Below are 25,637 nucleotides of genomic sequence, written 5' to 3'. Positions count from 1 at the left end.
GTGCCGTGGGCGCGAAGACCGCATTCATTGCCCCGGGATCACCTTGGGAGAACGGCTATTGCGAGAGCTTCAACGCCCGCTTCCGGGATGAGTTACTAAACGGCGAGGTCTTCACCACGCTGCGTGAAGCACAGATCCTCATCGAACGCTGGCGTCGCCACTACAACACGGTGAGGCCCCACAGCGCCTTAGGATACCGGCCCCCAGCGCCCAAAAGCATCGTCCCGATAGACCAGAGGCCGACCATGCACTAACATTTACATCGGACCACTCGGTGGGGGCAGACCAGGGGAAGTAGCATAGTTCAGGAAGGAAAGCCGCCAACGCGACGCGTCCCGAAAGCAAGTAAGCCAATCTGTTGAACGGCGTACAGTGTGCCTTGTAACGCCGGTTTCGGCCCGGAGGCCTCAGGTTTGTACCACACCCCACGCAGCGATGCTGCAACCAGTGATGCCATATTTTTTAAGGTAGAAATTGCCTCTGATCCAGTTGTGGCCCGGCCCTGGCCCAGCAAAATCGGCAACTGCTCCGCCAGTTTCATCGCTCGATCTCCTCATCGCCCAACTGCATTTGGTCACGTAGGGGGCTGTTTCGGCTGACCCTCGCCATGAAACTGAGAACAGCCGCATGAATTCTACGGCTGGACCCCATTAAAAATGAGGGATTACCCTTGCTTTCATGAATGCTTCTCCTGTTTGCAGAAATAGGCAAAGCTTAACCTGCTGGGGGAAGAAGCCGGTACATCCGATTACAGTCGTGCAGATTTATAACTGTTCGCTTCGGCAGGCTTGTGAAATCTGACAGTCACACTAGGACGTGAGTGTTCACATTGAATGAGGTATCCTATGTTGATTAGCCCAGTTCTCCTATGTGGTGGCTCAGGAACCCGTCTTTGGCCGTTGTCGCGCAAAAGCTATCCAAAGCAATTTGTGCCTCTGATCGGGAAGGAGACCCTGTTTCAGGCCTCGGCGAAGAGGCTGGCGGGAACGGCAGAGGGGCTGTCGTTTGCGCCGCCGATGGTGCTGACCAATTCCGACTTCCGCTTTATCGTCACCGAGCAGCTCTTGGGCGCGGGCATTGATCCCGGCGCCATCCTGATCGAACCCGAGGGGCGCAATACCGCGCCGGCGGTGCTGGCGGCGGCGCTGCGCGCACGGTCCCAAGATCCAGAGGCGGTGCTACTGGTCGCACCGTCGGATCACGTGGTGCCCGATGTGGTGGCCTTTCATGCCGCGGTTGTCCGCGGGCTGGAGGCCGTGGCTGCGGGCCAGTTGGTAACTTTCGGCATCACGCCGACCCATGCCGAAACCGCCTATGGCTATCTCGAACTGACCGAGGCCCCGGGGGCCGAGGGCGCCGTGGTGGCGCTGAAGAAATTTGTCGAGAAACCCGATGCCTTGCGCGCGGCCGAGATGCTGGCGGCGGGAAATTTCAAATGGAACGCCGGCATCTTCCTATTTGCGGCCAAGGACATCATTGCCGCGTTCGAATCCCATGCTTCCGACCTGCTCGCGCCGGTCGAGGCGGCGCTGCGCGAGGCGCAGGTGGATCTGGGGTTTCTGCGTCTGGCGCCAGAGCCCTGGGGGCAGGCGGCGAATATCTCGATCGACTACGCGGTGATGGAACAGGCCCGCAACCTCTCGGTCGTGCCCTTTGATGCGGCCTGGTCCGACCTTGGCGGCTGGGATGCGGTCTGGCGCGAAGCGGGGCCGGATGAAAACGGCGTTGTGGTCAGCGGGGATGCAACGGCGATCGACTGCCACGACACGCTGCTGCGTTCGGACAGTGACCGGCTGGAGGTGGTCGGCATCGGGCTTGAGGGCATCATGGCGGTGGCGATGAACGACGCGGTGCTGGTAGCGGATAAATCCCGCGCCCAGGACGTAAAATTGGCGGTGAGCGCCCTGAAGAAAAAAGGCGCGGCCCAGGCCACCGCCTTTCCCAAGGATCACCGCCCCTGGGGCTGGTTCGAAAGCCTGGTGGTCGGCAGCCGCTTTCAGGTCAAGCGTATCCTGGTGCATCCGGGTGCTAGTCTCAGCCTGCAGAGCCACTTCCACCGCTCCGAACATTGGATCGTCGTGGAGGGCACCGCCAAGGTGACGGTGGATGACGAGGTGATGCTGGTCACCGAGAACGAGAGCGTCTACATCCCGCTGGGGGCGGTGCACCGGATGGAGAACCCCGGAAAAGTGCCGATGGTTCTTATCGAAGTGCAGACCGGCACCTATGTGGGAGAAGACGACATCATCCGTTACGAAGACGCCTATGCAAGAGGATAAGTCATGAAAATCGCAGTGGCAGGCTTGGGCTATGTGGGCCTTTCCAACGCCGTCCTTCTGTCGCAGCACAACGAGGTTGTCGCCGTCGATATTTCCGCATCCCGGGTGGATATGGTCAATGCCGGCCAATGCCCGATCGTGGACCCCGATCTGGAAGAGTTCCTTGGCAATCGCGCGCTGTCCCTTTCAGCCACCACCGATGGGGCAGCTGCCTACCGGCACGCGGATTACGTGATCGTAGCCACGCCGACGAACTATGACCCCAAGCACAATTATTTCGACACTTCCAGCGTCGAGGCGGTGATCGCGCAGGTCATCGCAGTGAACCCGTCCGCCACCATTGTCATCAAATCGACCATCCCGGTGGGCTTCGTCACCGATGTCCGGGCGCGGCTTGAAACCGATCAGTTGATTTTCAGCCCCGAGTTCCTGCGCGAGGGCCAGGCGCTTTATGACAATCTGCATCCTTCGCGCATTATCGTGGGCGAACGTTCGGATCGGGCCCGTCGCTTTGCAGATTTGCTGTTGGAGGGCGCTGAGGAGACAGATGTTCCGATCCTCTTCACCGACCCGGATGAGGCCGAGGCAATCAAGCTGTTTGCCAATACCTATCTTGCCATGCGGGTGGCCTTCTTCAACGAACTGGACAGCTATGCCATGGCCGGCAGCATGGACACGCGCCAGATCATCGAGGGCATCAGCCTGGATCCCCGCATCGGAGGCCATTACAACAATCCGTCGTTTGGCTATGGCGGCTATTGCCTGCCCAAGGACACCAAGCAACTCTTGGCAAATTACAATCACGTGCCGCAGAATCTCATTCGCGCCATTGTCGACGCCAACCGCACCCGGAAAGATTTTCTCAGCGATCAGATCCTGATGCGCGGGCCGAAGGTGGTGGGGATCCACCGGTTGGTGATGAAGGCGGGGTCCGACAATTTCCGCCAGTCGTCCATCCAGGGCATCATGAAACGGCTGAAGGCCAAGGGGGTCGAGGTGATCGTCTATGAGCCAGTGCTGGAGGACGACAGTTTCTTTCACAGCCGGGTGGTCCGCGATCTGGAGACCTTCAAGTCACAGGCCGACCTGATCGTGGCCAACCGACTGACGGATGAAATCCGCGACGTGGCGGACAAAGTCTTCACCCGCGACCTATTCGAAGCGGACTGAGGGGGGAAGGACACCGCGCGGGACAATCTGCTGCGAAACAACTCGAAGCTGTTCCAATACCCAAGCGCCCTCAGAAAAACACATGAAGAAGTTTCCATGTAATTACGGCAGGTTGAAATCTTGACGGAGCAAGGTTAGTCTTTGTCCATCTTTGTGAGCAAGTCCAAAATAGATGTCGTTGGATTCAGAATGTGAGCGGCGATACTCTGAGCTGTTTCAGGCGCTAAGCCTGCAAATGTAGCAAGATCTATAAATTTGGTATGTAGATCTTCTGCGGTAAGCGGCACTTCAGGTTCCCCTCGGGGGAGGTCAACCTGTTCAGTGAGACGAGTACCATCCGTAAGATACAGATGCAGGCGGGCAGCACGGCGGGCGGGGACCAGAGCTGTTAGCGCGGGGTCTTCGAGCACATGGGTGGCGCGCATAATGCGCAGGGTTTCCGGATTGCTGAGAGCCCCGGGAGTGAAAGCAGCCATGCCGGTCTCTCTCAGGGCTAGAGCTGCACCCACGCAATAAGGGATGCCAAGGCGAGCGGAGTAGGGACCTTCGATTTCGGTATGATCGTGCTTGTGCACGGCCAGCCTATAGGTCTCCACCTCAACCCGCGCCACGTCTTGTGCGCTTATGCGATGTCTTGCTTTGAGGTTGAGCGCCGCCTCAACTGGCGCATGGCAATATCGACACGATGCATAAGGCTTTAGATAGACGGTTTCGATACAGTACGGAGTGCTTACGTCAAAAGCGGTTGGGTTGGCCGGGCTGCCGCGCAGCATCTGCACCAACCCGTGTGGTCCATCCAATATGCCTTGCGGACCCGGAAATCCTGCACCTGCGGTCAGGGCAGAGGCAAGGCCGGTGAGAGCCGGTTGTCCAGCATTGTAAGGTTTGAGCTCGGACCCCTCGGAGAAGGCCTTGACCATACCGGAGGCTGACGTGGCAGCGGCAGCAAGCGCGGCATTTAGTTGGCTACGGTCGTAACCGAGTGCCACACCGGTCCCGATGGCGGCACCGATGACACCAAAGACACCCGATCCGTGCCAGCCGTTGAGTTTGGCCTCAGGTTGGCAGGCAATTGCGACACGCAGCGCCGCCTCATAGCCCACAACGATGCCTTTCAGCAGACTATTCGAGGTCATTCTTGGATCATGCCCCATGGCCAGTAGAGCGGCGATCAGTGGCCCGCCAGCATGCGTGATGCCGTAACGATGTCCATCGTCCAGTTCGGCCACATGCGAGTGCATGCCGTTGACGAGGGCAGCGGTCAGCGGCGCGGAGGTGCGGTCGGTACCGATGATTGGGGCAGGTCCGTCCCCACCGGCATTCAGCAACGCTGTGATACGGAGCTTTTCGCTAGCCGCCCCGGCGAGGACGCAACCGGTCCAATCCAGAAACCGCAGTCGTGCCGTCATGGCTAATTCATATGACAGATCTGCGGCGGCCAGCCTTTCCAGGCCGTCCAGCAGCCTGTCGGTCTCTGATCCGGAGAATTGTGGATCCGCAGTGGGCAGAGTGGTGGCTGTCATTCTGCGGCGTTGACGTGCACGCCAAGACCGGCGTGGAACAGGGCCAAGACCTTGCGCTCGTCCTCGACCACACCGTAGGCGTCTGCGAGGCGCGAGATCCGCCGTGCCCAAGATCGGTGCGGATTGATCTCGTTCATTTTATTGGATTTGGCAGATTTGATCACTCCCCCTGAAGTCCCGAGAATCTGACAGGCATCTTCGTATTCTTCGCGCGTAACCACCTGCATGGTGTTCACGTAGCGCAAATGCGAGGGATGGATCACAGTCTTGCCGGTAAATCCGTTGGCCTTGTCCAGAACCACTTCGCGGAGAAGCCCGTCGATTGCATCATTGAGGATCTGCGCATTCGTGCGCAGAGCGCGATGCAAATCCACCTGCATGACCTTTTCCAGATCATCCCGTTTGTAAGCTAGGAAATATTCCCAGACCGGGGCCGACACCACGTAATCCTCTTCTGCGCGACCGAAGAAATTGAGAATGTCGGCGAGTGCATCGCGCACCGGCAGAATATCATAGACCGATGACCCGATGCCTCGGCGCACTCCGAAGAACGATGAGAAATCCGTTCCACCTACGCGGATGTTGAGGATATATTGGTGATAGGCGCGCAGCTTGTGCATTAAGGCGAGAAGCTCTGTGCGACGTGTCTCTGCAAAGGCGATGTCGCGCCCTTCGAGAATTGGCATGCCATAAAGCTTTGTGTCATGCTTCTCGTTCAGTTCGGCCAACAGATCAAGATACTCATGAGCATTGTTTGAGTAGAACTTCGGGAAAACAAAGCCCGACAGGATGTCCGCCAGTTCGTGGGTAAGCTGCGCGGCAAAGCTGCGAAATTGTTCAATGGAGCGCACCCGCAGAAAGATCAGGGGTATATCCTCGTCGGCCACTGCGCCCGATCTGACCTGAGCAGCGAGCCAGCCCAGTTCCCGGATCACATTAGCCTCGCCGGTGGCAAGGTCTTCTGCGCGGATCGCATCCTCGAAACACATGACCATGGACAGTACATCCGGCAGCTGGCCTGATACGATCTTCTGCATGACCTCGCGGGTGGAGGGCATGTAGAGAGTACCGCCTAGGCAGTAGCGCAGGAAACTGTGGTCCGAGTGTCGTGAAAACACCTGGGGTTCGCGAAAAAAAACATCGGAATCGGTAGTCGTGTTGTGACGCATTGAGTTTGTCCTATTCCGCTGCGGCGTGCCAGGTGCGCTGTAGCGGCGCGCGCAGGGCTTCAATGATGCGTGTGACATCGCCATCTGCCATCGCTGGGAAGATTGGCAGACACAGAACTTGGTTTGCTATTTCCGTGGCCACAGGGAGGTTGGCCGGGTCGGCGGATGGAAGGTCTGCATACATTGGCAGGGTGGAGAGCAGCGGATAGAAATACCGTCGCGTGAGGATATTCTCCTTACGCAACGCATCATAAATTTCATCACGGGAAAGGGGGTAATCCTTTGTGACCGAGATTGGGAAGTAGGCATAGTTCGATATGGTCTGGTTTGGCTTGGGCAGCGGCGCGAGACCGGGGATGTCGGCCAGCGCTGTGCGATAAGCCGCATCGACCTCCCCACGACGCGCAATGCAGGCGTCGATATGGTGCAGTTGCGCCAGTCCCATCGCGGCATGAATTTCACTCATCTTGCCGTTGCTGCCAGCGACCTTGATGGTGGTCTCATCGACGATACCAAAATTCTTCAGCTCATTGATGTGTTGTTTCATCTCTGCCGTCCGACAGATCACGGCGCCTCCCTCGAAGGTATTGAACACTTTAGTGGCGTGCAGCGACAATGTCGACAGATCACCACGCTGCAGCACAGATCCGTCATCGTTTTGCACGCCAAAAGCATGGGCCGCGTCATAAACGACCTTTAGACCGCGGCGGTCAGCTATCTCGCGGATGGCTTCCATGTCACAGGGGTTGCCATAGCAATGCACCGGCAGGATCGCGGTTGTCTTGTCGGTGATTGCGGCTTCGATCTTGGTAGGATCCAGATTGGCCGTCACTGGGTCGATATCGACGAAGACAGGCGTGTTCTTGTTCCATATCAGCGCATTGGTGGTGGCTACGAAAGAAAACGGTGTGGTGATTACCTCCCCCTTGAGGTCCAGTGCCTGCAACGCGGTTATTAGTGCGATGGTGCCGTTGTTGAACAGCGCCAGATGCTCGACGCCCAGGTATTCGGCCAACGCGTTTTCAAGGCGCTGGTGCAGCGGACCACCGTTGGTCAGATACCCTGAAGCCCAAATTTCTTCGACCAGAGGCAAAAAATCCTCCAGAGGGGGTAAGAAGGGTTGCGTAACGTATATTTTGTCGTTGGTCATATTTCGTCCTTCGTCAGGTCGAAGAGATAGCGACCGTCATCGGTTTTTGCTAGCATCTGTTCCTGCTCAAGCAATGTATCGCCGTTAATCCATTTCTGCGTATAAGCGATTTCTTCGGGACTGGCCATTTTATAGCTCTGTCTGGCCTCTATTGCAGGGGCCAAAGAAGATGCACTTTGCAAAGATTGATGCGTGCCAGTGTCGAACCACGCAGAGCCACAGCCCGGAGGGGCGTTCTTGGTCATGTTCACCACCCGGTTGTCATACTTAGAGAGAGCTCAGTAGTGGCGTAGTTGCTTTTGGGGATCCTTGGTTTTGTCTCGAAGGATAAAACCCGGTGGGGGGGAGCGAACTCGACGACATCAAAGCGTTCGGGGTCGTGGACCTAGGAGGCAAAGGTTGTCGCGCACTCCATCCGAGACGAGGCCTGGCGCAACAGCTGTGTGCAACCGGTATCGTAGAAGATATTTCCTCGAAGCACCAAGCAGACCGCGCTATCCCTGATAAATATCTCGCTGTTTCTAGCGGCCTGTGCCAACCCGCCAGAATCAGGGCACTAGTCGGGTGGCAAATCATTGACTTGTCGTGAATGGGCAGAAATTGCTTCGAAATCGAACAAGTCAGGGGATATGGACATGTGCCCGTTGCAGCTGTCAAGGTAATACCTTTGCGCCTGCTGCCTAGGCTCATGGTCAAAAGTCCTTTCCAAACGTGCTTCAGGCGGCCATGTCCAAGAGAGATCACCCACCTAGAGTCGCGACCAGCGTCCTGCAGAACCGGGACCCAAAATGGTCATTATCGGGACGACCAACAAATCGTCGCATTGTAAATATGCTGTTTGCCTCTCGAATGCTACCTGAAAATCCGGATGCGCTGGCAAGTTGCAGCAAAGCTCGCCCAGTCGCATTGACACCCCATAAGGGCACTCCTATGCTCCAGCGCGGTTTTGCACGCACACCATGCGGGGCAGTTATCAGTTCAGCCATACTTTTATTACAGAGACGAAAAATGCAGAGAACGAAGCAATTTCTTGAACGGATGGGCATGCCCTCTGGCGATTGTTATGATCTGCCTACATCTGAAAAACGATTTGAAGATGGCGCGCAATATCGCTTTGAGGTGCCCGGCATCCAAGGCCCGGGTGCCATGGCAGCACTCCTGGACGCGGTCGAGAAAAACGGCGTACCTATTCACCGCGTGACCCAAACCAAAGGTGTTATGACACTGTCTGATCCCGAAATCACGAAGATGGTTGATATGGCAGCAGGTGCGGGTGTCGAGCTTGTGCTTTCTGTCGGGCCACGCGCTACGACCGATACTTCAGCTTCGGTCAATACGCCTGAAGGGGTGCGTATGGGATACCGCTTGCGGGGGCAGGAGCAGGTGGTTCGTGCCGTCGAGGAAATTCGGCGCGGCACCGCGCTTGGCGTCATGTCCTATCTCGTCTACGACGAGGGGCAATTGTGGTTAATGAACCAGATGCGCGAGGCGGGTGATATCCCCGCCGGAGTGCGTTTCAAGGTTTCGGCTCACGCCGGACATGGCAACCCGTGCTCTGCGGCGCTGCTAGCGCAGATCGGTGCCGATAGCTTCAACCCGGTTCGCGACATCCAGCTTCAAATGATGGCCGCTATCCGGCGGGCGGTAGACATACCGCTTGACGTGCACACAGAGAATCCCGCGTCCACGGGCGGGTTCATCCGCCACTATGAGGTGCCCGAGATGGTACGCGTGGCGTCTCCGATCTATCTCAAGACCGGAGGCTCCGTCGCCAAGACCCACAGCTGGGACAGCTCGGATGCCGATGCGGTTAAGCGCTCCAAGCAAGTGACACTCGTCAAACGTATGCTTGATGAGTACTACCCAGAGGCCTACACCGTTCCGCCCAAGAAAGGCTGATCCCATGCCGGATATCGCGATCCCGGCTCTGGAGGCGTTTTGTTCGGACGTGCTCACAGGGGCAGGGGTGCCGGAGGACGACGCAGCCATCATCGTTGCGTCTATCACCTATGCGCACGCAACTGGCAAAGGGACCCATGGGGCGTCCCGGCTGCCAATTTATGTCAACCGGATCGAGGCGGGCTTGATGCAGGCGGTCACACCTCTGACCGAGCTGTCTGCCGCGCCTGCCATGGCACTACTGGATGCCGGTGACGGTTTTGGTCAAGTGGCTGCGATCCGAGGTATGGATCGCGCGGTGGCGATGGCTCGGGAAACTGGAATTGGGATGGTGGGCATCCGCCACTCCCATAATTTCGGCACCGGTGCCTTTGTCGCAGCTCATGGAGTGGCGCAGGGGATGGCCACCCAAATCTTTGCCAATGCCGCGCCTGCCATTGCTCCCACCGGGGGGAGCAAGGCGATCTTCGGTACCAATCCGATCTCTTGGGGGTTTCCTACTCCTGAGGGTTATCCACCAATCGTACTTGATATGGCCACATCCCAAGTGGCCCGGGGCAAGATCCGGATGGCTGCCCTCACTGGTGAGGCCATTCCTTTGGGGTGGGCTCTGGATGCGCGGGGCGATCCTACGACGGATGCCGAAGCAGCACTGGAGGGATCCATGCTGCCGGTGGGAGGAGCCAAAGGATATGGCCTTTCAGTGGTCGTTGATATCATGGCGGGGCTGATGACACGCTCAGCCAGCGGCGGGCAGGCAAAAAACCTCAACTCCCCCCACGGACCCTCCTGTTGCGGCCATATGCTGCTGTCTATCGATCTCGAACGGTTCCTGCCACGGATGGAATATGATGCACAAATGACGGCGCTGATTACGGCCACCAAAGCGGCAGGCCCCAAAGATGGTGTCTTTTTGCCCGGCGAGCGAAGCGCCCGATACATGACAGGGCGTGAAGGCACTGTCCCGCTGTCTGATGCCATCCTTTCCAAGCTCGATACTCTTGCATCACAAAGGGGTGTTGCGCCTCTGGCCCGGGGGTGACACACCATGCATGCATCGCTGACACACAGGACCAAGAAGCATTGAACATGTCCGAGACCGCAACCGCAGCGCCGAACAACATACCCACGGCCATAATATTGGGAGGCACAGCGCCTCATGTCACGCTAATCCAGCTGCTAAAGACCCGCGGCTACCGTGTTGTTCTTGTAGATTATCTAGATGCCCCCCCCGCCGCGACGCATGCTGATCTGCATGTGAAGAAAAGTACGCTCCATCCCGACCAAGTCCGGCAAGTTGCCTTGGAGCATAATGCATCCCTTGTGATTGCCACCTGTGTGGATCAGGCCAACGTCGTCGCCGCACAAGTGTCAGAAGAGCTGGGGCTGTCAGCGCCCTACAGTTTTTCCACAGCATGTCTCATTGGGAATAAGGGCGGCATGAAAAAGCGGCTGGCCGAAGCGGACCTGCCGACAGCGCGCCATATCTACTTGACCCAAGCTGATGCCGCCGAGGTTGACGACCGGGTCGCGCATCTGCGGTTTCCAGTTGTCGTCAAACCGGCAGATAGCAACGGCTCCGCAGGTGTCCGCCGCGCCGATAATTTGCCTGCTCTGCGCGAACATCTCGCCGCAGCACTCGAAATTAGTCGCGTACGCGAAGCAATTGTCGAGGAATTCCTTGAGGGCGATGAGCTCTCGATCGATTGCTTCATTGAACAGGGGCGCGCTCGGATCGTCTTGGTGCGGCGCAAGTTCAAGATGCTTGGCGTCCCCGCTGACAAGGTAATCCAGTCCACTGGCTCCATCGCGCCTTGGGATCTGGGGGGGCAGACGGCACAGGTTGAAGACACCCTAACTGATCTGGCAGCCGCCTTTGGTCTCGATAATGTGCCGATGTTGGTTCAGGGATTTTTGAACCAGCACGGCTTTTTCCTCATTGAATTCTCACCACGACTTTCCGGTGGCACCGGTTCTGCCGTGACGAAGAGAGTCAGTGGTTTTGACGCCATCGCGGCCTCTTTGGATTCCTGGTTGGGAAATCCGGTGGACGTGCGGCTCGATCCATCCGGTGTGGTGCTCATGACCAACACTGTTTATGCGGATCCTGGATGTTTTGACAGGGTGGAAGGGATCGATGCGCTGTTGTCCGACGGAACGATCGAGCGTTGGCTGCCCTATAAGACTGCAGGCATGGTGATCGGTGACGACATGTCGACACGCTCGCGGGTAGGGGCTTTCCTAGTCTCCGCGCCTGATACCGAAACCGCTTTTGCACGTACGGCAGAAGCAATCGCGCGGATGGAGGTCTACGATAACGATAATCGTGCCATTCTGCGTCGCGATATTTTCGGTCAACTGATCGACCCCAAGTAAGAGACGTTTCCAGCGCAAGAAGAGGCCCCATGCCTGCATCCCTGTTCGATAGCCCTTATTATGCCGACCAATTCAGTACGCCTGCCATGCGGGCGCTGTTTTCCGATGAGGGAAGATTCCAATCTTGGCTCGACTTCGAAGCAGCCCTCGCCCGCGCCGAGGCCGGTTGCGGCGTGATTCCGCGTTCCGCGGCCGAAGCGATTACCGAAGCCGCGACCCTCGACAGCCTCGATCCGATGGCAATGCGAGAGGTCTACGGGCAGGTGGGTTTTGCCATTGTGCCGCTTGTCAAACAGCTAACTGCAGCCTGTCCCGAACATGCCGCACGCTATGTGCACTGGGGTGCCACCACCCAAGATGTTCTTGACACCGGGTTGGTGTTGCAGATCAGGGCTGGCTTGGAGATGATCGAGACGGAACTCGATGGGGTGATCGCAGCGCTTGTTTCGCTGGCGCGTACCCACCGGGACACACCACAGGCGGGCCGTACGTTTCAACAGCATGCCGCGCCGATCACTTTTGGGTATAAGGTCGCCGGATGGTTGGATGAAGCACTGCGCCATCGGGCGCGGCTTCCTGGCGTCAAGGCCCGGGCGCTTGCGGTACAATACGGCGGCGCAGTGGGCACACTGGCACCACTACGGGAAAAGGGCACTGAGGTGCGTGCGGCTCTGGCGCGTGAACTGGAACTACGTGATCCCGACATTACTTGGCATACTGGTCGTGACAGTTTGGCTGAGGTTATTTTCTGGCTGGGACTCGTCGGTGGCCTTCTTGGACGGATCGGCACCGAAATTGCCATGCTGATGCGCTCTGAAGTGTCAGAAGTGCGAGAACCCTATGTACCGGGCAGGGGGGCCTCCTCTGCCATGCCGCAAAAACGCAATCCTATCGCCTGTCCCCAGATCATTGCCATCGCCAATCGGCTGCGTGCATTGGTCCCTCAGATGATGGAGAGTCAGATTCAGGAGCATGAACGCGGCATTGCTGCCATGCCGGTGGAGTGGATGGTGATCCCCGAAGCTTTTCTGTTGGCTTCGGGGGCGCTGATGCACGCCCGTCCCGTGCTTGAGGGGTTGGATGTGGATACTAAAAATATGCGCCGCACCCTGCATTCTGGCGGTGGGCTCATCATGTCCGAGGCAGTCATGTCCGGCCTTGCCCCCCGACTGGGCCGCAGCACGGCTCACGAAGTGGTCACCACGGCAGCTGCGGCGGCCATGGATAGCGGTCGGCATCTGCGAGACACGCTTTTGGAAAACGAGAGTGTTCTGGCGGAATTCAATCCCGCCGCAATTGATCAGCTTCTGGATCCCGGCAGTTATACCGGGTCCTGCGGCGCAATGGTCGACGCGGTGCTGGCCCGCGCCAAACAACAAGGATTTGAGTGATGACCACAAAACGCTGGATTGCCCGCCCCGAAGGTTCCACATGGGGCGATTGGGGCGAGGATGACCAACTGGGTCGGATCAATCTGATTGGACCGGATCAGGTAAAAAAGGGGATTGCAGAAGTGCAGGAGGGTAAGACCTTTTGTCTGTCGTTACCACTCGATCTGCCAGGGGGAAATGTGCTTTCTCCAGTGCGGTTCCCGCCAGCGCTACGGCCGGTCATTCGTAATGACGCGCCCTACTTCAACTATAACTGGCGCGATTTTGATCCACGTTTTCCTGACATCGCAGCCGATGATGCCGTGCTGATGTATACGCAATATTCGACGCAATGGGATGCGTTGGCGCATCGTGGCTCGAATTTTGATGTTATGAACGACGGCGCCGATGTCCCGGTCTATTACAACGGCTTTCGTGCAGGCGACGATCTGACCATGGATGACAAGCATGTCACCTGCGCCCATAAGCTTGGGATCGAGAATATCGCTGCCCACGGTTTGCAAGGGCGTGGCGTGCTGATCAATTTACACAAGCATTTCGGTAATGATCGGCACGATGTGAGCTACGATGACTTGATGCGGCTTATGGAGGCCGATGGTGTCGAGGTCGAAGAGGGTGACATGGTGCTCTTTTGGACGGGAATCGACCGGATGATCCTAGAGGGGGCCGGCAATCCGGACCCAGCAATCAAGAAAGCATGTGCGGTACTCGATGGTCATGACAAACGGCTGCTGCAATGGATCACGGACTCTGGCGTGGCTGCTCTGATTTCTGACAATATCGCGGTGGAGGCAGCGGGCAATCCGCTGCCAGCTGATTACTGCGGTTCTATCCTTCCCCTGCATGAACATTGCCTATTTAAGCTGGGTGTACCATTGGCAGAGCTGTGGCAACTCTGCGACCTCGCCGAATATCTTGAGGCTCAGGGCCGTAGCCGCTTCCTGCTGACCGCACCGCCTCTGCGTTTGACCGGTGCTGTGGGTTCCCCCACAACACCAATCGCGACGGTTTGATCCCTCAAATTCTGCTTGTGTTGCGGCCGCATATCTTCACACGTATCAGGCTATGCGGTCGCGTTTTTGTTTGATGTTTCAGCCGTCTTTTGCCTGCCCTGGGAAACTACCTCATGCCGTCAAAGAATTTTTCTTTCCGCTCCAGTTTGCGTCGTGCTGCTTTTGGAACAGCCAAGACACTCCTTAATGTCAGCTCCAGCACTGCTGCGGAACGCAAATTTTACAACATTCTGATCAGGCGGTTACGGGGTAAACCCAAGCAGATTCAAGCTCTGGCCTGGCATGCTGAGGAGCGGGGTGACCTTATACTTGCCCTACAGGCTTGGAGTTCGTTGACGACCGAAGCCGCCCGAAAAAGGCAAGTGCCGGTCACAAAGGTATTTGGCAAAATTGCCGCTCTTGAAACACGTATGCGGCGCAGAGTGGCCTTTTATACACCAGAGCAGGCGCTGACGTTTCCTGAGGTGCCGCAGGTTGCGCTGATAGAAGAGAAATTCGCTGATCAGGCTCGTCCTTCGGATCGCATTTTGCAGATGGAAAGAGCGGCGTTGGATGAGTTTTGGGCATCGGTCGATGAAATGTCCGAGCGCGCGCAGAGCCGCTTGCGCAAAGCCTATGCCGCGCTGGCCTCCCACCGCAACCGGGCCGGGCGTCAGCATATTGCCTGTTCAGCACTGCAGCCAGTTCTGGCGCGCTGGAAAGATTATCAGACAAGTTATCCATTACTGTACAAAGGTGTGTTGAAGAGTCTGCAAGAGGCCCTGAATACTACAGGCTCCGATCTCGAAGAAAGTTGGAAGCTTGTAGATGACTGGTGGGGTTTCTTCGCGATCCGCCAAGACTATATTCAGGAAGCAGCGCTCGAGCAGATTTGGCGGCTGTCCTTGCGCACGGCGAATAACTTGCAAAAGCAGGGCCATGTAGATGCATGCGAACGGGTTCTTCAGCCGGCTTTTGAATTTTGGGAGGACAATGCCGCCGCGCTCGTTATTTTGGCCCGGGTCTCGGAGACGCGTGAAGAGTGGCGACAGGCGACGGATCGCTGGCAGCTTTATGCTGCGATTATGAATCCGGTTTCGACCAAGAGTGGCACTATCATTGCTGAAAATGCCGAAGAACGCGCCCGCAAAGCCAAATTCGCCCGAACCGCCCTGCGCACGGCCCGGGCCAATTTGGCCCTGAAATGCCACATGGCGGGGAAATACAGAGAGTTTCGCGAACTCGCAGTCCGCATCGTTGAAAGTTTGCCGGATCAGCGTCTCCTCAAATATGATCCGTTATTTCTGGATGTTGCCCGTCTATATGTGCAGGACGCTCTGCGCGAGGACGGTGTATTCACTGTGCCGGAAGTACAAAAAGCAGGCAAATTGCGCAGAGTGGTGCTTTGCCTTGATATTCTTAAGGTCTCGGATGTGCACACCCACAGCCGTGTCATTTTTACAATGTGTCGCAACCTGTTGCGCTTTGATCCTGATTTGCACATGCACATCGTGATCACCAATGAACGCTTTACGGTGACTACCCCTGTGGTCTCTCCTTCCTTCAATCCCACTCGCGACACCGAAATCGAAGAGCGTGCACGAAATGCTCTGGGGCATCTTTATGGCAACCGCTTTCATTTGCATCTGAACCACGAGAGTGGACTTGAGGGCGTAGTCCACTGTTGCAAGCAGATTTTGTCTTTGGACCCGGATCTTGTCCTGTACGGTGGCGGGCACCGGGGGTTGTTTTCCAACGAAAGCCGCCTGGTACGCCATGCCCTCTACGATCTGGTCCCCGCAGCCTTCTTCTACATCCAGGCCAATAATGAGGTGGACCGCAAGTTTGACATGGTCATTGCCCGTGGTCCTCATGCTATCGAGGGAGATGCTGGACAAGCCGCCATTCGGGTGCGGCCCTATCCCACCATTGTCGAAGAGGTGCTTTCGCAGGATCAAAGTGTAGTTGATCCGTCCAAGGCCGCCAGCAAGATCATTGTATCGGCCATTACCGGAGTGCGTATGGATGTACGGCTTAGCGAAATGTCGGAGACAGAAGCGAGTGGATTCTTTTCGATTCTTGATCGGGTACCGGGGGCCGTGTGGCATTTTATCGGTGCCAGAGATGTGTCGGCCATCCTAAAGGCCAATCAGTCGCTGGCAAGGCGGGTCGAAACAGGGCAGATCAAGCTGCACACCAGTATGCCATTCGACGCGTTCACCGCGCTTGTGAGCAATGCAGCGCTCTTCTTGCATCTACCGGGTTTTACCGGCGGCTCAGGAGGCGCCGCCGTAGCACGGCGCGGTGCGATCCCCATTCTCACGTTCAACCATTCGGATGTCTCCGGGCGTCAGCCACCGGAAACCGTGTTCGAGGTCGACAATATTGCCGGATACGCTGATATGGCTGTACGCTTACTGCTGGACCGCGATCAATGGGTCCGCATCGCTCAACGTCAGATCGCGCATACCGAATGGATTCGTGAAACCTCGGTGCAAGGTTTTCATGCCTGTCTGCTCGAAGCGGCGCAGCTCGGCCAGAATCGGTTGACGGCAATAGTGGGGGCAAACAGCGAGGCCGAAACGGCAAACATGCATCAGTAGTGAAGCCTCTGCACTTGCCCACTCGGCGGTGTTTTTTGTTATCAGCGGCAAGGTCGGTGCGACCAACTCTCGTGCATGATACGGACTTTAATATGGAACGCCTCCTTCTAAAAGCTTATCGTACGTTTGTGCCAAACAGGCTCAAACGGTCGCTATCGCCCGAGCTCAAGGCACGTGTTCTGGAAGGATTACTGTATCTCATAAGCAGGCCGGGACTGGCTGATCTGCGGCGGCGGCATCAGGCAATTACTGCGGAGCGTGCACAGAACTGGGCCGATGCCATGGCCCAGTGGCAGCATCTGGCCCTGACCAGCCTGCCGGAACGCCATGAAGATGATGATCCGGCGGCTCCACCGATTTTTGTGGCACCGCCGGTTCCAAACGGGGTCGAAGAAGAAGCCACACGCAAAACGCGGTATGCGTTGAACGGGTTGCGCAAGGCCCGGGCGCATCGTGCACTTGAACTCTATGCCGCAGGCAAGGACAGGGCCGCGGCGGAATTGGTCTGCCGTGTGGTAGAGTCTCTACCAGATCATAGGATACTGAAAAACGAGCCCGTACTTCTTGCAGCCACCAGCACATGGCTGCGCCGGGCTTTGGTCGAGGATGGGTATCCTCCTCCCACATCAGGGACCGTATCCGCTCGCCCACCGAAGTCCATCGCGATCTGCCTTGATGTGCTCAAGATCTCTGATGTGCATACGCATTCACGGGTGCTGTTTTCGATCTGCCGAAATATGATGGAACTTGATCCGGACATCACCACCCATCTGATTGTAACCCGAGAGCGTTTTGTTGCGACCACGCCGATCATATCCCCGACTTTCAACCCGGGGCGCGTGGCGCAGGTCGAGGATAAGGCGCGTGCTGCATTGGGACCATTGTTTGGAACCCGTTTCCACTTGCATATGTGTAATAATTTCGGGCTAGAAGGGGCTGCGTCTACCTGTCGTGCAATCCTCAGAATAGCGCCGGATGTGGTGCTCTATGGTGGCGGGCACCGGGGGTTTTACTCCAATGAAAGCCGCTTGGTACGTCATACGCTTTATGAACATCTGCCGACTGCGTTTTTCTATATTCAGTCCAATAATCAAGTCGACCCTCTGACCGATATGATTATTGCCCGCGGTCCGCACCGGATCGATGGCGAGACCGGCTCGGCCTTGATACGCATCCAGCCGTATCCCACCATCGATCCTGTGGCGACCGAACCACCGGCGGTGGTCCCCGCCAAGCGCCAAAGCAAGATCATTATCTCGGCGATCGCAGGCTTGCGCATGAACCAAAGATTAGCACAGCAGGATCGTGGTACATTGGAGGCCCTGTTTGCAATCCTCGACAAGGTTCCCGGCAGCGTGTGGCACCTTATTGGAGCCTCTGATCCCGAGGCACTGGTGCGCGATCTACCAGCTGTCGGGAAACGGGTCGCGCGCGGTCAGATCGTGGTACATCCGGTGTTACCGTTCCCGCAATTCACCGCTTTGATGAATAACGCAGCTCTCTTTGTACACCCGCCGGGTTTTACCGGTGGTTCAGGAGGCGCCGCCGTTGCGCGTGAGGCGGGGATTCCGATTCTGACCACCCGCGACAGCGATGTCTCGGGACGTCAACCGCCCGAAACGGTCTTTGCGGAAACAGAGATGAAGGCATTGGCAGACAAGGCAGCGCAGGTGCTGCAGGAGGATAGCGCATGGGAGGCGGTGGTACGCAGTCAGATTGCGCACAAGGCTTGGATACGCGAGACTTCAGCACAAGGTTTCTATGATTGCCTGTGCCAAACGGTGCAGGCATTTGAAAGACGATGCGGGGCTGGTCTGCATTAAAACCCGAGACTCTCGGCATAATCGGCTAGCGGATAGAGCGGTTGCCAGCGTTCGGGTATGATCCGACCGGGATAGCGCTTCGCTAATTCCTGTTGTTCCCGCCCGCTCAGGCAGATCCGAGACAACCCTCTAGTGACCATCTTGGGCACAGGACGCGCCGTGTTGCTGTAGCCTGGGTCGGGGACACGCCATTCTGGACCATAGTAGGCCTCTAGAAATGCCTCGGGACGAAGTGGGCGCAACACTTTCCTTCCCCGCAGAACAGCCTCTTCAGAGTCTTCGAAATCTGCAAGGTGTAGGGGTAGGCGGGCCTGTTTGTGCAGCCAGACATGGCCGTCACCCGGCGTAAAGACAGGCCGGTTGTCTAGGTGGCACCACACAGGCCCATCCGCCGAGCGAACCCGGAAAGGGCGTCCGCTTGCGTTCAGGACAATAACGAAGCCCTGTTCTGCAAGGGTGCACATGATTTCGATCGCCTCACGACGAACCGCTTCGGGGCGCGTGGCGCGCGAAGGATAACCAACATCGAAATCGTCATCCCCGGGGATAAAATCCTGCGCTCGAACCTGCCCCAACAAAGTGCCGTAGAGAATAAAGAGCGGGCGGTTCAGGTCGCGTTCAAAAACTGCACGCAATGCGTCATAAAGCTCCAGGTATCCAGCCTGCCGTTCCTGCAGCATGGCTGCATCAGGAGTCAGGTGGCCCTTTTTCTCCACCGGACCATACCGGGCTATCTCCTCGGCCATGCCTCCGATGGCATGCGGCAACGTCAGGCGCCAACCGCTCCCCCCACCCGGCGCTGGAAGCCGTGCATCGTGCAGAGGATGCCCGAGGCTGTCGATGCGGGCCTCCAGCAGCGTGTCTGGTGCCAACCGTACCAATAGGGGCCTGCTAACGCGGCACCGGAACTGTGCCGTTCCCTTATCAAAGCGCAATGTCTCTTTGCGCAGGCTGAGACCATCTGCTTCCAGAGATATACGCTCTGGAGGAGGAAGCTCTGCCTTTTGGTTCAGAATGCCGGACAAACGCAAACCCAAGTAGCCGATCTGTACCTGAAAGACACCTGGCGCAGGCGATATATCTGTTTGTGATACGGGTGTAATACTGGCCGAAAAGAGCGGATCAGTCATATCACCGCCAACTTGACCATAGAGGCGCGCAGCTCGGGCCTGTTGGCGATGTCGGGTCAGATACCGGGCATGGGCGAAACCGAAATCGGAATGCCGTGTCAGGTGATACAACAGCCCGGCAATCTCGGCTCGTAGCCATTGCGGCAAACGTGCTGTATGGCGAGCCACAAATCGATGGTAGAAGTCGAAAAGCCGTCGACGCAACGCGCGTTCCCCTTGCATAGATCAGATCGCGGGCTTATCGCTAGTTTGTAGCCTCGACACAAGCCAGGTCATGAACTGTCTGGTAGAGGATCCCGTCAATGGCTTCTTGACAACGATCCGTGGCGGCGGGCCTCTGCGTGTAAGGATTTGGCGCGACCGTTCCGGGCATGTTCAATCAATCTTGCACGTAGCTGTTCAGAATATCTTGGGTGATGATCTTGGCTGCCGGCTGATCAAGCGGCGTCAGGAGCGCTGCGAGAGCGCTGCGCGCCTCGGCCAATGGATCATTTTCCGCAAGGGCGATTTGGGTAAACATCGCTTCCAATTCAGCGGTATTCGCGACACGATAAAAACCGCCTGACAATTTCTGACCAAAAGCATTCAGGGGCGCTGCTCCGTCCTGTTCCAGCCTGATCAAGGGGTTTCCAGTCGGCAAATACTCCGCCAAGAACGACCCGCTGTCGGTAATCATCACATCAGACGTACGAAACAAATCCCAGTAAGGGCTGGCCTCAAGCACAGAGGCGTTGGGCAAAGCACTCCATTGGCTCTTGTAAGTTTGCCAGTCAGCTGCCTGCATAAGGCCACTGCGTGCCAGCCCCACAGCCATGTTGGGATGCGGGCGCAGAACGAAATCCACCGAACTGTGACGTCTTGCCAGATCCAGCATTACGGGACCGGACCATGCAAACGTTCCCAGCCCAAGAGATCCCTTTTCAAGACCATGATGCGGAGCAAAAATTACACGCTTTCGTTTCGGGTCCAATGTATGTGGCCATGTCCTGACCATATCGCGCGCAGGCGGTGGTGCTAGGTAGGTGTCAAATTTTGGATGCCCCGTGACCCTAATGTCCGGTTGTCGAAAAGATGACGCGGTAAACACAGCCTTGGCGTGCAAGTCAGTTGGCATATAATAGCGCCAAAGCCACGGGTGGAAATCGGGCAGGCCAAACTGCATGCGGTCATTGGAAATGACTGCCATGCCGTAATGAACATAGGCTGTCCTCACACGCCCGCTCAAACGCCGAGGAAGATCCTGCATACCCCAAGGTTGCTGAATGAAGACCAAATCGCAATCGATCACGTCCTCGGGCAGCATACGATCCGTATCAGCATCGTAAAGTTCGGCCCAGATTGGGCCTAGTTTGGCAAAAAAATCCACTTGTGTCGCAAAATCGGATCGCCGATCAGACGATTTCATGCGTAGGCTGACATCTGACAAGGTTGGATAGAACCCGACCGTAACACCGGGGGTGGCCTTGAGCTCTGCCAAGACTGAGCCCAATCCCCATTTCGCTTGTTCACAGACCACAAAACCGACCCTTAGCGGTACGGCCGGTAGGGGCAGGATCGAACCCCCATGCGGGGGCGCGGCCCGCAACCGGTCCGAAAACCGCCAACAAAAACGGCGCAACAAGGATCGCGCGCGATAGGTCCAGATGCGACGGCCCTCGGGCATGGTGGTGGCATTGGCAGGCAGGTCAGTCGACAAGGCGGCGCTCCATCAGGGCATGAGTCTTCGATAGCAAGCCAGAGCACCTTGCCCAACGGCTGTTGCGGCGTCTCCACATGCAGGATTTCCAAGGGACGTTTAACTTGCTATTTGGTGGATGCCTAGCATGAGGCCACGGTGGTGAAACGATAAAGGCAGGACCAGATGAGCAACAGCCAATCCCCTTTGGATGGGGCTAAATCGCCGTCAGTGATTGGATATACGACCGGTGTTTTTGATATGTTTCACATTGGCCATTTGAACCTGCTGCGTCGGGCAAAAGCGGCATGCGACCATCTCGTCGTTGGTGTCACCTCCGACGAATTGGCGTTGGCGCGTAAAGGTCGCAGTCCAGTCATTCCCCAAGTGGATCGAATGGCAATCGTCAAGGCGCTGTCATGTGTCGATGAAGTGGTGGAACAGAAAGACATGGACAAATTGGCTGCTTGGAAGCGGATCGGGTTTCATCGCATGTTCGTTGGCGACGACTGGAAAGGCCACCCCAAATGGGTGGCATTGGAACAGGATTTTGCTCCCAAGGGAGTAGAAATACTATATTTTCCTTATACAACCTCAGTATCGTCAACGCGCCTGCGCAATGTCGTGGATCCAGAAACCGGGACCTGAGGGATATGCATGTTGGATTTACAACGGGACCTTGAGATGTTTCGCGCCAAGTTCCGGATTGATGAGCTAAGCTTGACAGAGCGGGGCGGCTGGATGTTATCTCTGCGTCCGGGGCAACTTACCCTAGGGTCCATGGTATTGAGCGTTACCTCAGGCACACAGGACTTGGCGCGACTAACCCCGGAAGAAGGGGCAGGGCTTGTGGCAGGATTGGGATTGGCTGAACAGCTCGCGCGCAAACAGCTAGGTGCGGTGCGTACTAATGCCTTGTGCCTGATGATGCAGGATCCGGTGCTACATTTCCATATTTTTCCGCGATACGACGCTCTAAAGCAACGCCATGGGCAGAGCTGGCAAGATACAGATTGGCCCGGTCCGCCTACTATCACTCCTGTCGAGACACCTGAGGCTCTGCTGATGGTATTGCGGGATGAATTACGCGATACCGCTATCACTTGTTGAACCGAATCCAGCGGTCTTGCTGCACCAGTTGCGTCCCCAACCGCCACAACCGTCCAGCGCCTAACAGAACATGACGTGTATAACGAACCAGAGCACGATTTGGGTGGTGACTGCCAAGAACCTGACCCCCAAACGCCCCGGCAGAGACACATCGTCAACCGAGGCTAATTCCCCCCAAAGCCAGAGCAATGCGGGGACAAAACAGGAGTTATATAGACATTCTTACGACACGCGGATCACCTGACTGCTTTGATGCGGCATGTACAACAGTATCGGAACACATGGAGCAGGGTGATGCTTTTGCTGGTCCACGCCGAGGCCTCGCGATATGTCTGGCGCATCAAGGACTCGTGTCCTGCTTTGCTTTTGCATTCGTTTTTCCATGCCCGCGCCCAAAACCTCGATCCTGATGCCGATCTATAATGCACAAGCCACGCTGACGCGCAGTGTGGCTTCTGTGCAAGGGCAAAGCTGCACTGACTGGGAACTGTTGATGATCGACGATGGCTCGGCCGATGGTAGCAGCGCGCTTGCCGCACAGCTGGCCAAAGGGGATCCTCGATTGCGGCTGCTGTCGCCGGGTGGCAATCATGGCGCAGCTGTAGCGCGCAATTTTGGTCTGCAGCACGCCCGTGGGCGCTTCATCGCCTTTCTTGACTCCGATGATTGCTGGCACGCTGATAAGCTCACACGCCAAGTGGCGTTCATGGAACAGACCGGGGCGGCACTGAGCTTCACCGGTTACGAGCGCAGGACGGCACAAGGGGCTCTGATCACATATGTCAATGCTCCACCACAGCTCACTTACGCGGATATGTTAGGCCCCAATCTGATGGGATGCCTGACTGTGATGTATGACTCACAGCAGCTTGGTCTGCAGCCAATGCCTGACCTGCCCCTGCAGCATGACTATGCACTCTGGTTGCGACTGATCCGGTTGGGTGGCCCCGCGCGCGGGCTGGACGAAACTCTTGCCAGTTTTCGGGTCAGCTCGGGATCCCTGTCGAGTGACAAGCGTAAGGCTGTGCGTGACATCTGGAAAGTCTGGCGTACAGAAGAAGGTCTGACACTCTCCGCCAGCCTGCATGCCTTTGTGCGCTATGCCGGGTATAGTCTACGGCATCGCCTGGTGCAGAGGCCCGCCAGAAACAGTAGTGCACACAACACTACGGATTCAAGCTGAAGCGTATTAATGTAGGGGTCGCTTACGGCTGGAGGCGGAATAGTACGCTCTCATGAGCGTTTTTGATTTTCCCGGCACGATAAGACTACCCCGCTGGCGCGAGATGGTCAAAATCTGTAGCCTGTACAGGCGCTGGAGACGGCAGGCCGAACCGATGGTTGTCATTCTCTCATCCGCAGATTGGATGCCGCCTGACCAAATTCGATACGGGTGACCTCTCTCTAAGACCGGATATTTGTCCCAAAGCGTAGACCGAGGATTTCCCTATCCATGGCCGTCATCTCCAGCGTGCTGCACAGGCAGTCTGAGTTGGCGTTCAAGCTGTGAGTGGTGTCTTTCGCGCGATATCCCAAATGAACCCAGCCAGTTCCCGGGCGAGTGCGGCCAACACTCTGGGCTGCGGTTTGCCTGTCCGGCTCAGGTCGCGATACCGTTTGCAAAGCCGCGTCTGAGCTTTCCAGCCAATATTGGTCCTCCCCCACTGAAGTTCTCTAATCGCATTGGTCAAGTTTTATAATTGATGTCTTCGCGCGTGCCGGGTTCATGGTTCTCTCCGCGGTTCTCTAATCGCATTGGTCAAGTTTTATAATTGATGTCTTCGCGCGTGCCGGGTTCATGGTTCTCTCCGCGGTCGACTTCCATGGGTCGCCGCATGTTGGCGTCGGATGGTCGGATCGGCCTAAGTGGTCCTCGCACTTGTTTCGCTAATCAGTGCATTCAGAGGGACGGCCTTATCCGCGCCATACGTCCCGGCGGGGACGCGTCCGCTGGTTTAGTTGAGCAGCTTACCTCTTTTTATGCTGCCGACTGGTCCCAGCGGAATGACGTGTTGGTTTTCCACATTGCGTGAAGAATGACGGCAAGCTTTCGGGCGACCGCAATGCGCGCCTTTTTGAAGCCCGACACTTTGGCCAATTTCAAGCCCCAGGTCTTCAGATGAGATGATCGCAGGTTGCGCGTCAGCAAGGTTGTCGCCGCCTCATAGAGATGTTTTCGCACCATTTTGTCGCCTTGTTTCGAGATACGTCCATTTCTACTGGTTTCACCGGACTCGTATCGTCTTGGCGTCAGGCCGAGATATGCGCCCGCACTTGACGACTTTTTGAAGCGCGATGCGTCATCAAATGCCGACACAACTGATAGCGCGGTGATAATTCCAACGCCGGGCGCAGTCATAAGCAGCTTGGCTGTAGGGCTCTCTCTCGCGATCGCTCCAAGCCTCGTGTCCATCACCTTGATCTGATCGCAAACCGAGGCCCGAGCCTTCATCAAGGTTTCGGCAATGATGCGCATTTCAGGAGATGCATCCAACTCGCCGGAAATGATCTCACGAGCTCGCCCGGTGAAGCCACCTACACGTTTGCCAAACAACACACCGAAGGTGCGCAGAAGACCACGAAGCTCGTTCTCGATCTTGACCCGAATGCGCACCAACGTTTCACGCGCGGCAAGCAGGGATCGGACCTGATAACAGTCACGGCTCTTGATCCGCACTTGCTTGAACCAACCAACCCGCATGATCTGGGCCAGGCCGGCGGCGTCGTTTCGATCTGTTTTAACAGGCCTCATCTTCAAGGCGGCATTGGCATTACGAGCATCGATACATAGAACTGGCAGTCGACGGGAAGCCAACTCATTCCAAAGCCAAACAGCAAGTGGGCCTGTCTCAAGGCCAACGCGCAAAAGTTCGGGTGCCGCGTCCCTCAGAAAGCTTGTGATCACTTCCGGGCAAGTCACGACTGTCTTCTCTGCAATAATGGTGCCAGCGTCATCGACGACACAGATGGCCGTCGTCTTCTGCGAGACATCCAAAGCGGCAAAACATGGCATAGCAGTTCTCCTTTTCATTTGAGCCTTGGCCAATCAGTTTCTGTTTGAACAGTTTGAAGCAGCAGCTCTTGGTCGAAAAGAAGCGCCACCCGCGATTACGCTAAGTGGTCCTCCGGTATGTTTAGGAAACGGAGGAAGACCATGGCAAACAAGCGACCCAAGCCCGAAGAGATTGTCACGAAGTTACGGCAGGTTGAGGTTCTGACGGGGCAAGGCATGCCGCGTCTGGATGCGATCCGGCAGATTGGTGTGACTGAACAGACGTTCTACCGCTGGAAGAAGAAGTACGGTGGGATGGGCACAGACCAATTGAAGGAACTGAAGCGGCTGCAGA

The 25,637-nt window shown here is 56.8% G+C and carries 22 protein-coding genes and 2 pseudogenes; 14 read left to right on the top strand and 10 right to left on the bottom strand.

All coding sequences use genetic code 11. The annotated features are described in order from the left end of the window. A partial coding sequence (locus tag CLV89_RS20825; RefSeq protein WP_133166767.1) for an integrase core domain-containing protein occupies positions 1-254 on the top strand: 254 nt, incomplete at its 5' end. Between the two features lie 50 nt (positions 255-304). Here CLV89_RS20825 and CLV89_RS20820 read toward each other — a convergent pair. Further along, entirely contained in the window at positions 305-541 is a 237-nt protein-coding gene (locus tag CLV89_RS20820; protein ID WP_106165529.1) for a hypothetical protein, read from the bottom strand. A 304-nt stretch (positions 542-845) separates the two neighbouring features. Between CLV89_RS20820 and CLV89_RS20815 the strand changes: the two genes are divergently transcribed. Together CLV89_RS20815 and CLV89_RS20810 are read left to right on the top strand one after the other, a co-directional pair. After that, positions 846-2,279: a mannose-1-phosphate guanylyltransferase/mannose-6-phosphate isomerase gene (locus tag CLV89_RS20815; protein ID WP_106165528.1), complete on the top strand. Its 1,434-nt coding sequence runs from the start codon at positions 846-848 to the stop codon at positions 2,277-2,279. 3 nt (positions 2,280-2,282) lie between these two features. Then, positions 2,283-3,449: a nucleotide sugar dehydrogenase gene (locus tag CLV89_RS20810; protein ID WP_106165527.1), complete on the top strand. Its 1,167-nt coding sequence runs from the start codon at positions 2,283-2,285 to the stop codon at positions 3,447-3,449. Between the two features lie 134 nt (positions 3,450-3,583). On the opposite strand, the gene CLV89_RS20805 is transcribed toward CLV89_RS20810, so the two are convergent. The 5 genes and pseudogenes from CLV89_RS20805 to CLV89_RS23280 form a co-directional block, all read right to left on the bottom strand. Further along, a complete protein-coding gene (locus tag CLV89_RS20805; RefSeq protein ID WP_106165526.1) occupies positions 3,584-4,972 on the bottom strand; it encodes an MmgE/PrpD family protein in 1,389 nt (462 codons plus the stop codon). Continuing rightward, positions 4,969-6,090 carry an HpcH/HpaI aldolase/citrate lyase family protein gene (locus tag CLV89_RS20800; RefSeq protein WP_207796987.1) on the bottom strand — a complete coding sequence of 374 codons (1,122 nt, stop codon included), beginning with the start codon at positions 6,088-6,090 and terminating at the stop codon, positions 4,969-4,971. Before CLV89_RS20800 ends, CLV89_RS20805 begins: the two co-directional genes overlap by 4 nt. Before the next feature lie 61 nt (positions 6,091-6,151). After that, on the bottom strand, positions 6,152-7,291 hold the full coding sequence (locus tag CLV89_RS20795; protein ID WP_106165524.1) for a DegT/DnrJ/EryC1/StrS family aminotransferase: 1,140 nt from the start codon (positions 7,289-7,291) through the stop codon (positions 6,152-6,154). Next, positions 7,288-7,536, bottom strand: a complete 249-nt coding sequence (locus CLV89_RS22810) for a glycosyltransferase family protein (protein ID WP_207796986.1) — start codon at positions 7,534-7,536, stop codon at positions 7,288-7,290. Before CLV89_RS22810 ends, CLV89_RS20795 begins: the two co-directional genes overlap by 4 nt. Positions 7,537-7,676: 140 nt before the next feature. Next, positions 7,677-7,981, bottom strand: a pseudogene (locus tag CLV89_RS23280) (glycosyltransferase family protein). Positions 7,982-8,221: 240 nt separating this feature from the next. Here CLV89_RS23280 and CLV89_RS20785 point away from each other — a divergent pair. The 7 genes from CLV89_RS20785 (at position 8,222) to CLV89_RS20755 (ending at position 18,375) form a co-directional block, all read left to right on the top strand. After that, the gene (locus tag CLV89_RS20785) at positions 8,222-9,190 is read left to right on the top strand and encodes a hypothetical protein (RefSeq protein WP_207796985.1); all 969 of its coding nucleotides are present in this window, start codon (positions 8,222-8,224) and stop codon (positions 9,188-9,190) included. Between the two features lie 4 nt (positions 9,191-9,194). Then, positions 9,195-10,232: an Ldh family oxidoreductase gene (locus CLV89_RS20780; RefSeq protein ID WP_165798174.1), complete on the top strand. Its 1,038-nt coding sequence runs from the start codon at positions 9,195-9,197 to the stop codon at positions 10,230-10,232. 47 nt (positions 10,233-10,279) lie between these two features. Then, entirely contained in the window at positions 10,280-11,566 is a 1,287-nt protein-coding gene (locus CLV89_RS20775) for an ATP-grasp domain-containing protein (protein ID WP_106165521.1), read from the top strand. A gap of 29 nt (positions 11,567-11,595) precedes the next feature. After that, on the top strand, positions 11,596-12,957 hold the full coding sequence (locus CLV89_RS20770; RefSeq protein ID WP_106165520.1) for a class-II fumarase/aspartase family protein: 1,362 nt from the start codon (positions 11,596-11,598) through the stop codon (positions 12,955-12,957). Then, entirely contained in the window at positions 12,957-13,970 is a 1,014-nt protein-coding gene (locus CLV89_RS20765) for a cyclase family protein (RefSeq protein ID WP_106165519.1), read from the top strand. The genes CLV89_RS20770 and CLV89_RS20765 overlap by 1 nt, the downstream gene beginning before the upstream one ends. Positions 13,971-14,083: 113 nt before the next feature. Then, the gene (locus CLV89_RS20760) at positions 14,084-16,552 is read left to right on the top strand and encodes a hypothetical protein (RefSeq protein ID WP_133166766.1); all 2,469 of its coding nucleotides are present in this window, start codon (positions 14,084-14,086) and stop codon (positions 16,550-16,552) included. A 92-nt stretch (positions 16,553-16,644) separates the two neighbouring features. After that, positions 16,645-18,375, top strand: a complete 1,731-nt coding sequence (locus CLV89_RS20755) for a glycosyltransferase family protein (protein WP_133166765.1) — start codon at positions 16,645-16,647, stop codon at positions 18,373-18,375. Here the strand turns inward: CLV89_RS20755 and CLV89_RS20750 are convergent. Then, on the bottom strand, positions 18,372-19,727 hold the full coding sequence (locus CLV89_RS20750) for a LicD family protein (RefSeq protein WP_110684142.1): 1,356 nt from the start codon (positions 19,725-19,727) through the stop codon (positions 18,372-18,374). The genes CLV89_RS20755 and CLV89_RS20750 overlap by 4 nt on opposite strands. Positions 19,728-19,884: 157 nt before the next feature. After that, positions 19,885-21,201, bottom strand: a complete 1,317-nt coding sequence (locus CLV89_RS20745) for a glycosyltransferase family protein (protein WP_106165515.1) — start codon at positions 21,199-21,201, stop codon at positions 19,885-19,887. Positions 21,202-21,366: 165 nt separating this feature from the next. Here CLV89_RS20745 and CLV89_RS20740 point away from each other — a divergent pair, with 165 nt between their 5' ends. The 3 genes from CLV89_RS20740 to CLV89_RS20730 all read left to right on the top strand — a co-directional run bounded on the left by CLV89_RS20740 (position 21,367) and on the right by CLV89_RS20730 (position 23,473). Beyond that, the gene (locus tag CLV89_RS20740; protein WP_106165514.1) at positions 21,367-21,828 is read left to right on the top strand and encodes an FAD synthase family protein; all 462 of its coding nucleotides are present in this window, start codon (positions 21,367-21,369) and stop codon (positions 21,826-21,828) included. A gap of 9 nt (positions 21,829-21,837) precedes the next feature. Next, the gene (locus CLV89_RS20735) at positions 21,838-22,290 is read left to right on the top strand and encodes an HIT family protein (protein ID WP_106165513.1); all 453 of its coding nucleotides are present in this window, start codon (positions 21,838-21,840) and stop codon (positions 22,288-22,290) included. A gap of 328 nt (positions 22,291-22,618) precedes the next feature. Further along, positions 22,619-23,473, top strand: a complete 855-nt coding sequence (locus tag CLV89_RS20730; RefSeq protein ID WP_106165512.1) for a glycosyltransferase family 2 protein — start codon at positions 22,619-22,621, stop codon at positions 23,471-23,473. Positions 23,474-23,789: 316 nt separating this feature from the next. Here the strand turns inward: CLV89_RS20730 and CLV89_RS23040 are convergent. Both CLV89_RS23040 and CLV89_RS20720 read right to left on the bottom strand, forming a co-directional pair. Next, positions 23,790-23,933: pseudogene (locus CLV89_RS23040) on the bottom strand (IS110 family transposase); the annotation flags it as partial. 335 nt (positions 23,934-24,268) lie between these two features. Next, positions 24,269-25,303 carry an IS110 family RNA-guided transposase gene (locus tag CLV89_RS20720; protein WP_106165511.1) on the bottom strand — a complete coding sequence of 345 codons (1,035 nt, stop codon included), beginning with the start codon at positions 25,301-25,303 and terminating at the stop codon, positions 24,269-24,271. A 141-nt stretch (positions 25,304-25,444) separates the two neighbouring features. Here CLV89_RS20720 and CLV89_RS20715 point away from each other — a divergent pair. Continuing rightward, on the top strand, positions 25,445-25,637 hold a 193-nt coding region (locus CLV89_RS20715; protein WP_165798173.1), incomplete at its 3' end, for a transposase.

It is taken from the genome of Tritonibacter scottomollicae, from assembly GCF_003003215.1.
Taxonomy (GTDB): domain Bacteria; phylum Pseudomonadota; class Alphaproteobacteria; order Rhodobacterales; family Rhodobacteraceae; genus Epibacterium; species Epibacterium scottomollicae.
The sequence above is the reverse complement of the archived record's forward strand: the minus strand, read 5'-3'. Positions and strand labels throughout refer to the sequence as shown.